General features: G+C 54.0%; 10 protein-coding genes. All 10 read right to left on the reverse strand.

From position 1 onward, the window contains the following. Positions 1-4 precede the first annotated feature (4 nt). Genes JSS75_13875 through JSS75_13920 form a run of 10 tightly spaced genes read right to left on the reverse strand, consistent with a single transcriptional unit; the run spans position 5 to position 12,613 of the window. Positions 5-748 (reverse strand): polyprenol monophosphomannose synthase, encoded by a 744-nt coding sequence (locus JSS75_13875; GenBank protein ID MBS1904790.1) that lies wholly within the window; start codon positions 746-748, stop codon positions 5-7. Then, complete coding sequence (locus JSS75_13880) at positions 745-1,854, reverse strand: DegT/DnrJ/EryC1/StrS family aminotransferase (protein ID MBS1904791.1); 1,110 nt, start codon at positions 1,852-1,854, stop codon at positions 745-747. The genes JSS75_13875 and JSS75_13880 overlap by 4 nt, the downstream gene beginning before the upstream one ends. Positions 1,855-1,894: 40 nt before the next feature. Further along, positions 1,895-3,319: a sugar transferase gene (locus tag JSS75_13885; protein MBS1904792.1), complete on the reverse strand. Its 1,425-nt coding sequence runs from the start codon at positions 3,317-3,319 to the stop codon at positions 1,895-1,897. Position 3,320: 1 nt separating this feature from the next. Next, positions 3,321-4,520 (reverse strand): glycosyltransferase, encoded by a 1,200-nt coding sequence (locus JSS75_13890; GenBank protein MBS1904793.1) that lies wholly within the window; start codon positions 4,518-4,520, stop codon positions 3,321-3,323. Beyond that, positions 4,517-5,725 (reverse strand): glycosyltransferase, encoded by a 1,209-nt coding sequence (locus JSS75_13895; GenBank protein MBS1904794.1) that lies wholly within the window; start codon positions 5,723-5,725, stop codon positions 4,517-4,519. Before JSS75_13895 ends, JSS75_13890 begins: the two co-directional genes overlap by 4 nt. Before the next feature lie 4 nt (positions 5,726-5,729). Continuing rightward, a complete protein-coding gene (locus JSS75_13900; GenBank protein MBS1904795.1) occupies positions 5,730-6,707 on the reverse strand; it encodes a glycosyltransferase in 978 nt (325 codons plus the stop codon). After that, positions 6,704-8,212: a flippase gene (locus JSS75_13905; GenBank protein ID MBS1904796.1), complete on the reverse strand. Its 1,509-nt coding sequence runs from the start codon at positions 8,210-8,212 to the stop codon at positions 6,704-6,706. The genes JSS75_13900 and JSS75_13905 overlap by 4 nt, the downstream gene beginning before the upstream one ends. Beyond that, positions 8,209-9,663 carry an O-antigen ligase family protein gene (locus JSS75_13910; protein ID MBS1904797.1) on the reverse strand — a complete coding sequence of 485 codons (1,455 nt, stop codon included), beginning with the start codon at positions 9,661-9,663 and terminating at the stop codon, positions 8,209-8,211. The genes JSS75_13905 and JSS75_13910 overlap by 4 nt, the downstream gene beginning before the upstream one ends. Then, positions 9,660-11,264 (reverse strand): glycosyltransferase family 39 protein, encoded by a 1,605-nt coding sequence (locus JSS75_13915; protein ID MBS1904798.1) that lies wholly within the window; start codon positions 11,262-11,264, stop codon positions 9,660-9,662. Before JSS75_13915 ends, JSS75_13910 begins: the two co-directional genes overlap by 4 nt. After that, positions 11,261-12,613 (reverse strand): glycosyltransferase family 39 protein, encoded by a 1,353-nt coding sequence (locus JSS75_13920; protein MBS1904799.1) that lies wholly within the window; start codon positions 12,611-12,613, stop codon positions 11,261-11,263. Before JSS75_13920 ends, JSS75_13915 begins: the two co-directional genes overlap by 4 nt. Positions 12,614-12,615: the final 2 nt, after the last annotated feature.

Raw genomic sequence — 12,615 nt, forward strand, 5'->3', positions numbered from 1 at the left:
ATACTCAGAGTTCGCCGGAAAGCGATTTGAGTTTGAGCTTCCAGACAAGCGTCATCGCTTCGCGGACGATCGACTTATTCATTTTGCTCGTACCGGCACGGCGATCGACGAAAACAATGGGGATTTCTTTGATGCGAAACTTCTTGCGCCACGCGCGAAAATTCATTTCGATCTGGAAGGCATAGCCGTTCGAGTGAATGCTGTCGAGATCGATAGCTTCGAGTACGGCGCGTCGAAAACACTTGAATCCGCCGGTCGTATCGTATACCCTGATGCCGGTCACAATACGGGCATACTTGTTCGCATAATACGATAGCAGCAGTCGGCGCAGCGGCCAGTTCGCAACGTTCGCACCGCTGATGTAGCGCGAGCCGAGCACGAGATCGTAGTCGTTGATTTCGCGCAAAAAATTCGGGACTTCGTCGGGGTCATGCGAAAAGTCGGCGTCCATCTCGAAGAGATAATCGAACCCCTGCTTCAGACCGTACTTGAAGCCGTCGACATACGCTGTACCAAGTCCCATCTTTCCCGGTCGCGGCAGCAGATGTAGCCGTTCGGGACCGATCTCGGGAAGCGCCTGCAAGCGTCGTACGATATCCGCCGTGCCGTCGGGCGAATTGTCGTCAACGATCAGCACCGACAGACTGACATCCGGCGTCTTGGGTTCTTGCGCCAGCACCGCGCGGATAATGTTCTCGACATTATCGGCCTCGTTATACGTGGGAATAATGACCAGTGCTCGTTTCATTGTGCTACAGACTGGGTAACCTCGACGAGTGTTGAAGCAATAAACTCGGCATCATTATCCGTCAGCTCCGAGTGCATCGGAAGCGAGAGGATATGCGCCGATGCGCGTTCCGCGTTCGGGAAATCGCCGACCTTGCCGCCGAACGACGCATACGCCGGTTGAAGATGTAACGGAATCGGATAATAAATGTTCGACGGCACTCCGGCGGTTTTCAAGCCGGCCATGACGGCTTGACGATCGACGGAGAGCATGACCGAATACTGATGCCAGATCGGCTCGGCATGCGGATCGACCGTTGGCGTCGTAATGAGCGACGAATGCGGCGCGAGTATCTTCGTATAGATCACAGCAACTTCGCGGCGACGAGCATTCCACTCGTCGAGATACTTCAACTTCACGCCGAGAATTGCAGCCTGCATCGAATCCAGTCGCGAGTTCACGCCGAGGCGATCGTGATGATACGTTACCGACGCTCCGTGATTGCAGATCGATCGGATGATCGTGGCGAGCTCGTCGTCGTTCGACGTGATCATGCCCGCGTCGCCGAATGCACCAAGATTCTTCGAGGGGTAGTACGAAATCGTAGCGATATCGCCGAACGTGCAGGCCATCTTGCCGTCCCATTTTGCGCCGACAACCTGTGCGCCATCTTCGATGACACGGAGGCGATGCTTCTTCGCGATCTCAAGAATGCGAGTAATGTTCGCCGGCTGACCAAAGAGATGCACCGGCAGAATTGCTTTCGTGCGAGGAGTGATCGCCGCTTCGATCTTCCCGACGTCGATGTTGAACGTATCGGGATCGATATCGACGTAGACCGGTCGGGCACCGAGCAGTGCGATCGTTTCGGTCGTAGCGACGAAGGTGAATGGTGTTGTGATGATTTCATCGCCTAGACCGATGCCGAGCGCCATCATCGCAATCTGCAGCGCATCGGTACCCGATGCGCAGGCAATCGCATGCTTCGAACCCAAATAGGCTTCCATCTCACGCTCGAACTGCTTCACGGCCGGACCATTAATATAGGCTCCGCTGCGCAGCACTGCGAGCACCGCTTCATCGAATTCCGACTGATACCGACGGTATTGGCCGACCACATCGACCATCTGAATCGCTCTTGAACGCACTTCCGATACTGTATTCATATTATGCTTGTCCACTTCCTCGTAACATCACGTATGCCGTTCTCAGGAGGATCTTCAGATCGAGACGGAACGACATCGACTCGATATACATCAGATCGTATTTCAACTTGTTGCGCACATCGTCCATTGTTTCGTCGTACTTATCCATCGTCGCCTGATAGAGACTGGTGATCCCGGGCCGTACACGCAATCGGCGTCGATAATACGGGATCTCCTTCTGTAGCGTCTCGACGAAATAACTGCGCTCCGGTCTGGGGCCGACGAGCGACATATTCCCGATCAGTACATTCCAGAACTGCGGCACTTCGTCAAGATGTGTTTTGCGCAGAAATCGGCCGAACGGGGTCACGCGCGGGTCGTTTTTCTGCGCCCACTGCGGGCCGCCTTTTTCGGCATCGGTGGACATCGAACGAAATTTGAAGATCTGGAACGGCACACCGTTCTTTCCGACCCGCTCCTGATGATAGATGACCGGACCCGGAGAGGAAAGTTTCACGCCAAGTGCGATCAATATCCAGACCGGGAGCCCGATAACGATAATAATCGCACTGATCGTAATATCCATCACTCGCTTGGTCACTTCTTCCCACGGGCGCATGATCTCCGGATTGACATCGATCAACGGAAAGCCGTAGATCTCCCGTGTACGTGCCTGGCCGGAAATGATATCATATAAATCGGGCAATATTTTGAGCCCCACATTCATCCCGGAGAGGCGTCCGAGCAGATCGAGCAGACGGTCGTGTTCACCGGAGTTGAGTGTGATCAGCACCTCGCGAACCTTGTGCGTTTCGATCACGCGTTCGATCTCGTCATAATGCCCGAGCAACCGGAGCTGGCCGTTCGTATGTGTATCGTCGGCCGTCACAGCTTGCACATAGCCAAGCACATCGTACCCCAGCCGCTTCGCACGTGTCAAATTATGCGCCAGTTGAAGTGACCGGCGATACTCGCCAACGACGATCGCAGGGCGCAGACCGATTCCGGACTCGAGCAGACGGCGTTGCGCATACCGAACGATCAGCCGAACGGTCACGGTCATCGTCGACACACAAACGAAATACAGCAGCCCCAGCACTCGGGGATCGTTCCGGATCGGCAGTGTATCCTTCGGGGTCAGCGGATCCCACAATACGACGAGCATGAAGGCAAGTGTGCCGGCAGCGGTGGTCTTGAGCACCGTGACAATCTCGTCGAACATCGGCCGGACATACCACGAGCGATATAACCCAAAGAATAAGAAGGCGAGCAGCCAGAATGCATAGAGCACGAATGCGCTCTGCAGCACCAATGGCAAATGGATACTCCCCTGACGGACGATGAACCACCCGGAATAGAAGCGCAGCCAATAGAACAGAACATACGAGCCCATGATGGCGATCAGATCGCCAACCAATAAGCTGATCAGTTCTTTCCTTCTTGACATATCAGTGTCCGCTTACTCCGTTGATAGTCGCTGCATCCGCACGGGTCGCCGGTTTCCAGATCACCTGATCGCTATGGGTAATGAAGAGTATCGTCCCCCACAAATACGCGACGTTCATCGCGAAGAACCATGATAGTTGATCCAGTATCGGAACACGCACATTCAACGAATTCAGTATCAGCCCAAGGGCACAAATCGCCGAGAGCCCGGCCCCTGCGGCAACGACCGCGAGACACCACATACTCCCGCTCAGTGCGACTCCGATCGACGCGAAAACGATCGATGCCACCGCAAGTGTCGGCGTCAGCCAGCGTAGCAGCTTATGCGACCACAACAGTAGCGCGGCGCGACCTCCACGAGGCAGTAACAATTCCGGAAAGTAGGACAACGTGTGAAAGCCTCGCGATGCCGAGCGGACCTTGCGACGAAACTCATCGCGCAACGTTCGAGCGAACAGATCGCTCGAGACAGAACGTGCTTCGGAGACGATCCTATACCCTTGACGAAGGACCGAAAGCACGACAAAAAAATCGTCGTGGATTAACCCATCCGGCAGCGGAACCCACAACCGTCTGCGAAGCGAGTAGTTCGCACCCGATAGACCGACCGTGGAGTAGTACATACTCTCGGCCGTGCGGATCATCTGTTCTTTGTCGGTGTACCCTTTCTCCGAATCGTACACCGACGAGCTCTCCGGGCTGTAAATATCGTTCATTCCCGCAACCGCACCGATATGCTCATCGGAGTAATGCCGCGTCTGAAGCCGAAGCACATCGGTGGCAAGACGAATATCGGCATCGGTAAAAAATAATATAGGGGTGGTTGCATGTCGGACAAGATCGTTGAGCACTGCGATCTTTCCGCGCTGCTCGGGAAAGTAGAATGCCTTGACCGACGAATGTGACTGTGAGTAGCGCTGAAGGATCTCGTTGGTTGCATCGCGCGAGCCGTCCGAACCGACGAGAATTTGAAACCGATCCTTCGGATAGTCTAGCGCCAACAACGAATCGAGACACGAGACAATCACGCGCTCTTCATTATGGACCGAGAGGATCACCGATACTGCCGGCTCGTCGGTCCGATCAGTAGCGATCGGACGAACACCACGCGCCGCGATGCGCCGGATCATCGGAGGGTAGAGCACATAGCAATACACCACCGCGCCGATGCAGAGAACAATCCCTATCGTGACAACTATCATGCGTGTGTATGAACGACATCCCGATAGGCTTGCTCGAACTCATGGGCGATGTGGTCCCACGAGTATTCTTCGACGGCGAGTCGTCGTGCGTTCGTCGCGATCGTCGCTCGCAGCGTCGGGTCGGCAAGGAGTCCTTGGACTGCGGTAGCGAACGAGTCGGCGTCATCGCGCAAGAGAATATGCATTCCGTCGACCCCTTTGTTGCCTTCGGCACCGATACGGGTCGAGACCACCGCCTTCGCTGCTGCAAAAAAGTCCAGGAGCTTCAGCCGCATTCCCCCACCGACACGGAGCGGACACACGAGCACCTGCGCTTTCGCCAAATACGGGCGAACATCGGGCACCCGGCCATGCAGACGAACCCTCCCGTTCGAACCGGAAGCCAGATCGGTCAGCCGGTCAGTACCGTTTCCGACGATGTCAAAGCCTATTTTCGGGTAGTGTTCAACAATTTGCGGGAAGATTTCCTTCGCGAAAAACGTCACTGCATCGAGATTCGGCTCCCAGTCCATCCCCCCGATCCATAGTATGCTATCCTCTTCCAGATCAATGGGTTGTGGAGCAAAATACGCCGTATCCACGCCGGCAGGTATCAACCTATACTTCGCCTGCGGGACGTAGTGGCGCATTTGGGCCTCGTCTTCTGGCGTGATCGCTACAGTCAGGTCGTGCCCTGCAATCATCGCGGTCTCTTCGATGAGCATCCGGTGTGCGTGGACTTTGGCGAGCAACTTCGCTATCGGATTTTTAGTATTTGCAGCAAACCGGCGGTAAATCTGTGTCTCGAAATTATGCTCCCGCAAAATAATGGGCAAGCCATAGTTCTCTTTGATCCACTGGCCATACTTACCCATGTGGCAGGCGTCGATATGGATGACATCGAACGTATGCTCCGAGAGCATCCGGCGCAAGAGGTCATACATCTCCGGCATCATCCGTCGCTCGATGGGGTACGCGCCGTTGAACAACGTCCGAATCAGCGTTGAATTTCTCGATGGAAGCGGACGAGAGACCAACTCGACGTGCGCGAATTGTTGCATTAGCTTCCGTGCTTCGGCCGTCACCGTCGGGTCGGGGTCGGGAAACGTGACAAAGGTTATCTCGTGCCCGAGTCTGGCAATCGCTTCGGTCGGTTTATAGATACCGATCGCACCACCGTCAGTCAGCGGATACGGAAGTCTCGGGGCCAGTTGCAGAATTCGCACGTCGTTACCAGCGGAATAGAAATACATACCAACGACCGAGACGAAGAACTTGTCGCATCGAGAGCTTCTTCGTCTTACTTCGCTGCCAGATCCACCCAACAAGGCCGGAGAACATCCCGCCAATGTATCCTCGTGCAAGCTTCGGATGCAAGACCATGGCAATACAGCGGCGAATCATATACAGAATTGTCAGAATGATCGCTGCATACCACGGGAAGTGCTTTGCAATCGTCCAGATATAATTACGAGTGAAGTAGCGTGCGTTACGTACGTCATCACGATGCACATCCGATCGCATATGCAGCGTCGCGAGCATTGGGTAGTACACCGTCTGCAACCTAAGTCGATACATTTGGAGCGTCAAGTCCGCTCCTTCAGCCCCCCACTGAAAATCCGGATCGTATCCGGCAATCCGATCGATCGCATCCTTGCGAATGCACATCCCTCCTTCGACGAAATAGAGTCCTCGGTATCCGTTGATCGCATCGCCATCGAAATAGAACTGTTCGAGTCCGCCGGTCTCTGCGAAATTCGAGCGCGGCTGATAACAAAAAAAGCTGACCGCCGCAATTTCGGGGCGCGATTCGAGATACGCGACAGCACGCGCGATCGTCGATGGCGTCGCCGGGAATGAATCGTCATCATACGAGAACACATACTTGCCCCGAGCTGCACGATAGAACTCGTTTCGTGCGGCAACACTGATATTCTCGGGCATGCGGATCGCGGTCACATTCGGAAATTCAGCCGCGAGCATCGAATCCGTCCCGTCGGTCGATGCATTGTCGACAACAATAATCTCAAGTGCAGGATAATCGACGGCATGCGTAAGCACGTCCAACGTTCGCCGCAGATCGTCACGTCGATTATAGCACAAAACACCGATGCTCGCCAGCGGCGCAGAGTCGCCGTCAACGGCGGGCGACAACCACGTAGAGCGGTCCCAAGGACTATTGGCCAGGGTTGGACTCGATAGGTTCACCGTGATCGAAGAGGTTGGAGCAATCGGCGCAGTTCGTCCGTCGGAATAACCTGTAGAACGACGATGCCCAAAAGAAATACAGTCAGGCTAACCGCGGCCGTCACGATCTCAGAACTGAAAGCATAGGTATGCATCAGCCACATCCCCACGACAGCAGCGACAACTGCGACTGCGCAACGACCGAGCAGCGACCACAGATCCGATGCCCGCACAACGCCGAGCAACCTCGAACGATATACCAACGCAACCGTACCTACCGATACTGCAACTGCCTTTGCAATTGCCGTACCCAATGCACCGTAGGTAGGGATGAGCACAATGTCGAGTCCGACGGAGATTACCATGATCGTTGCCATGTACATCGTCGAGATCCACAGCGCACCTTCGGCAATTGCAATCTCGGTCAGGAATGTGGCAATTGCAATCGGCACGATCGCCCATCCGAAGATGACAATAATTGACGCTGCATCGGCATACTTCGCACCGCCGAATAGCACGCGCACGATTGTCAGCGGCGCCGCCTGCAGCACCATTGCGATCGAAAGCGAGGTTACTAGTAGCAACGCAATCGCTTGTGCCACCATGCCGCGAACATGCTCGTGATCTTTTCGGACGACTGCCTGCGTCACCCGCGGACCGATGACGGCGGAAAAAACACTCGGCAGAAAAATGACCGCTGTCAGCACGCGCAATCCTGCGCCGAAGGCCGAGACTTCCTGCGGTGTGCTCAGACGGTCGAGCAGCAATGCATCGGCAAAGTTGTGGATCGTCAGGAATGTTGTCGACAGAATCAACGGCAATCCTTCACGCACCATCGAAAAGACCTGATCGAAGCGCGCACTCAGGCGAAATCGAAATTCTCGCGCATGCCGGGCGATCGTTACCACCAACAGAATAAAACCGGGGAGGTGACACAGCGAGTAGATCCACACCGCAGACTCCAGCGACAATGTCGGCTTGTAGAATGCGAACAGTGCAATCGCAAAGACGGCCGCATCGACCAGTGCAAAGATCGCAACCTGGTAGTAGCGATTATGACCGCGCAGATACGCTTCGCCGACCGAACGCACCACCATGAGCCGAGACGAAATAAACAGCGTCAGGAGCATGATGCGCATCAGATGCACGGTCGTGCCGGGATATCCGAGAAGCGGCGCGGCGAACCAGACGAATGCGCTTACACCAAGAGAAAGTATAATTCGAAGGGTTAAGATCGAGCCGAGTAACTCACCACGGCGATCGTTCGCACCCTGCCGAGCGGCTTCGTCGGCCTCTGCGAACTTTCGAACAAAGAGAAGCGTCAGCCCGAGATCGGCGAATAGCGCCAAAAGCGAAATGAAACTGACCGTGACTGTAAAGACTGCATAATCTTCTCGGCTGAGTCCGCGAGCAATGATCAAATGCCCCAGATAGAGGAATACATTCGCGACCAGATTGACGACGATCCCGCCGACAAGGTGTCTGCGGACCGATGGCTGCTGACGATCCGGATTTGCGTGACTCATGATTTGGTGGCGATACGGTCGGCCGCGACACGTCGACGCTGTTCGATGCGATCGTTAATGACTAAGAGGTATCCCCACATAATCCCGACATAGAGAAGAATTTCTCGATGCAGGAGCAAACCGACGGTCATCCCGACAATGGAAATGAATACGAGGCCTGCAAGGCAGACGAGTATGAGAACCTGTTCCTGTTCGTTGAGGTATGGCGAGCGTCGAGCGGTCCAGCCGATACGGAAGATCCCAATAAATGCAGTAAAAAAACAGATCGCACCGACTACTCCACCTTTGACAATAACAATTAGTATTCCATTATGTGTGTACCCGACAGTCTCTGAAAACCCAAGGAGCCAATTATAGATCTTGAACAGCCCACCGAACCCCAACCCCATGATCGGATTCGAAGCGATTTGTTGAAAGACGTAACGCCACTCGACATAACGATTGACAAGGGAAAGATCCGTCCCCACCTTCGATGTACTTGCGATACGAAGGAACAAGTACTTTATCAAGAGCTGTGCCATCGGGATCATGAAGTACGCAGCGACGGCGCTGGTGAGAATGATCATTACGATACGGGTCAACACCCGGCTTCCCTCGCGTCGCGACGCACGTGTCGGTAACATCCACAGCATGAGCGGAATGCATATGACGACCGCAACCCATGCCGTTCGATTGAACGTCAAGACAAGTCCGCCGATCGAACCGAGTATCATCAGCACATACAGCGTTCGGTAACGCGGTATCCGGTTAAGCGCACTGACGCCTACAAACAGGAGGATCATCAATCCGGCATTCACAATGTCATAGCGAGAGAAGCCGGTTTCAAACAGGAAGGTCGCTGCTGCGATGGTACTCCGGAGCCGAACGACGCCGGCCACCTGAACGAGTACCCAGATAAACAACAATAACGCTCCTACCAAGCGCTCAAATCGTTGGGTCGATCGTGCGATAGGAACGAACAGAATCGGAAATACCAGGAGCGGTGAGAACAGCAGAAACTCACGAAATGCAAAGTTCGGCGTCGTATTGTCCATTGCAATCGACATGACGCCTCCCACAAGCGCCCAGGCGACATACCCAAACAGAAAGTACATCGACCAATGGTGTGCCAGCGGACGCCGGTTGACAAGTCCTTGTAATACGATATACCCAAGCGCTGCGGCAATGACGCCTCCGGTCAGGAGATCGAGAATACTTACGCCGGGCTGAGGCCCTTCTCGCTCCTGAAGTTTCACGACGATGATCAACACTGAAAATGCCGTCACCAAGTACATCGACCGTCGCTGTATAAGCAGTGCGGCAACGATCGCAAGACCGACCCCAATGGCGATCCCGACGGGCATCAGTACTTGCCCGACGACAACATAGACACCGATCCCCAGCGCAAGGAGTATTTGAGCGCGCAAGGAAAGACGCGTACGACCGATCGATATGGAGTCGGATGTGATCATCGGTCCGTTCGTCGGCGGTATACGCGGTAATGCGTCGTGCTATCGAGCGGCTCGTAATACGTTTCGAGCACCGACCGTAGCGAGGGTATCTTCAACAGCGCGGCGTAGCTATCGTCACTGGTTCGAGTGATCAACGGCCGTGCATCGTTTTGTTCGCAAATAAACAGCATTGGCTTCTGTCGCTGCCATTGTGCGGCAAGCGTGTCGGTCCATTCGCTCGGAGTATGGCTCGTCATGAACATCGCGTTCACCAGCTCGAGCATTGGCGGTGTCTGGCCGAACTCAAGATATAATTGTGCGGCATTTCCCCAGACAAACAACTGACCGTCTTGTGCGAGCATCGGTTTATACGTTGCCGACAGCCTACGCATTTCACCGACGTCATAGTTATATGTCCGTTCACGCTCAATCACCGCTTGTGTATCACCGCGCAATGCCGGAATCCCCCAACCGAATGTTTGGTCGATCACTCGGGGAAATGATGAATAAACGAAGGCGAGCAGCATTACGAACCCAAGACCCAGGCGGCCCATGAACCCTGTTCGGGCGGCTCTCGATCGCACGTCGTCCCAACGATGGACGATTGAAGCAGCCACGACTGGAATAAACGCCCAGAACAGCCGAGTGAACTGATAATTGAATGCTTTCCGCTCGAACGCGACACTCGACAGCCCAACAACGATCCCGATCATGCAGAACAACAGAAGTCGGTCAATTGGGCGGGCCGCCGTACGATGCGTTCGCTCACGTATCCACTCGGTCACGAAGAGAATTGCCAGAAGGACAAAGGTGGGCGAAAGACTCGTGAGTACTTCGGACGGAAATGTATGATAATAGAATTCGACGAACGTCTTAATACCGAACAGAGGATAATATGAAGCGTAACTACCGAGCCACCGAATACTCATCACCAGGTTATCGAGTGCACCCAGGCGTGCCAGTACAAATGCCGTCACTGCAAGAAGCGCACCGAAGATCGCAACCGTCCAGGCAACAAACACACTCTTTTGGCGTGGGTTCGATGCCCGGGTGATGAAGAGATAGACCAGGACTGCCCCAAACACGATAACAAGTGTTATCTTCAGCATTATCAGGGCCCACAATGAGATTGCCGCTATTGCCGCTGGCATCCAGATGCGTTGTTCGTTAGTACGATCGAGCGAAAGAACCGCACTCATCAAGAGCAGTTGCGGAAGCAGCGCATACGATTCCGGTTCCATCGTCATCCAGAATCCGCTGCCGACGTAACTGACTGCATAGAGCAGAACGGAAACAGTTGCCAGTCGTTCATCGCCACCCTCTCGACGAAGGATGCGGTAGAACACAATCAGCGAAATACCATGATATATGATGTCAAGTAACCGAGGCGACCATTCATGTCTGCCAAAGAGGATTGTCGAAAGACCATACACATAAAAAATTAGCGGCTGCTTCAACTCGAGAAAATCCCGAAACGGTATGGCCCCATGTAATCCCACTGCGGCACCGCCCGCCTCGAAGATCGCCTGATCGAAGCCAAGCGGAAAGCTCAGCATCGACACAAGCAGAAGGGCGACGAACGTCCATACGCCGACCCACATCGTACGTGTGACCGTTGTCACGACACGCCTCCTGCCACACGCTCCGCAGACCGAAACCACTTCATCCGTTCTATCGCAACGGAGGCACAAGGCAGCAGGAGGAGCACAAGAAAGATCTGATACCGTGGCAACGTGTAAGTCATCACGGTCAATGCTGCATAATAAAGCCCGATGATCGTCGGAATCAATGCTTCACTTCGCCGACTCCGATCTCGGAGCATCTGCCACAAACCGAACACAATCATACCGGTCACTGGTATTGTCAGTATGATATAGAGCGGAGAGCGGGCTCCGCGATCCGAGAGATCTACAGTAAAGAAAAACAGTAACTTTTTTAGCCCAAGACGCACAAATGCAGCGGGAGAGGAAAATATGAAGTGCTTTGCTTCCGCCATGAACATATCGTTCACCGCCGGTTCGAAGTGCCGGTCATAAGGAATCGAATCCATGTGCCGAACGAGATCCGGAAACTCTCGTGGATTGACCCAATCGTAGGTTGGCTGAAGAAACGATGCATTAGAGACAACGATATTATTCCCTCGCCAAATCTCAAACCACGGATGACTAACAGTCGGGACGATCCGATCGAACAGCCGATAATTTCGAATCGTCCATGGCATCATGACCGCCATCATCGGAATAAGTACCGATGCGAGCGCAGCGATTCGATGGCTGCGCACCCACGCCGCACTCGATACGAATACCACCACAACAACAAGCATAATGCCAAGCAGCATGAATTCACTGCGGATCGTTGTCAACAGACCCGACCACAATCCGAGACTAATTAGTATTCCGAACGATCCAAAACGAATCGCCCGAAACGAGAAATAGAGTACAGCGAGGGCGATGAGTTGATACACGACCGAACCCGAAAACGTCGTTACGGCGATTGCTGCGGGAATATAACACGCACCGATCAGTGCGACAACCCTCGATGTAGCATCTGTAGAGAGCAATCGTGACGTCTTATACAACAATGGAATTGCCAGCGCACCGATAATAGCCTGGAGGATCATCAGGATCATGACCGCAGTCGGCCGTTCACCGAAAAGTAGATAGACCGAGTAGATAATGTACGGATTGAGCGGAGGAATAAATGCCCCCTCATGATCGATCGGGACGCTCAGCACAGCGATACGACTACTATCAAGCGGTTCGTATGGCCAATGCATTGTGAAGCCATTCCCTATCGCAAGATTATGGGCAATCTCACCGTGCTCATACATCTTCGGATGTTGTGCATCGCCGATCACGAACACCATCACGAGACGGATGCCGAGTGCAATTGCGAATATCCAGCTGATAAAACGCGAACTCTCGCTCGCGAAAAACCAACCGAGACTCCGCGTGACTCGCGATGGGTTCATAC

It is taken from the genome of Bacteroidota bacterium (assembly GCA_018266755.1).
In the GTDB taxonomy this organism is placed as follows: domain Bacteria; phylum Bacteroidota; class Ignavibacteria; order Palsa-1295; family Palsa-1295; genus JAFDZW01.

Bases quoted from the DNA above. Each gene is read 5' to 3' on its own strand.
- JSS75_13875 (MBS1904790.1), bottom strand. From the start codon at position 748: ATGAAACGAGCACTGGTCATTATTCCCACGTATAACGAGGCCGATAAT.
- JSS75_13880 (MBS1904791.1), bottom strand. From the start codon at position 1,854: ATGGTCGATGTGGTCGGCCAATACCGTCGGTATCAGTCGGAATTCGAT.
- JSS75_13885 (MBS1904792.1), bottom strand. From the start codon at position 3,319: ATGTCAAGAAGGAAAGAACTGATCAGCTTATTGGTTGGCGATCTGATC.
- JSS75_13890 (MBS1904793.1), bottom strand. From the start codon at position 4,520: ATGATAGTTGTCACGATAGGGATTGTTCTCTGCATCGGCGCGGTGGTG.
- JSS75_13905 (MBS1904796.1), bottom strand. From the start codon at position 8,212: ATGAGTCACGCAAATCCGGATCGTCAGCAGCCATCGGTCCGCAGACAC.
- JSS75_13910 (MBS1904797.1), bottom strand. From the start codon at position 9,663: ATGATCACATCCGACTCCATATCGATCGGTCGTACGCGTCTTTCCTTG.
- JSS75_13920 (MBS1904799.1), bottom strand. From the start codon at position 12,613: ATGAACCCATCGCGAGTCACGCGGAGTCTCGGTTGGTTTTTCGCGAGC.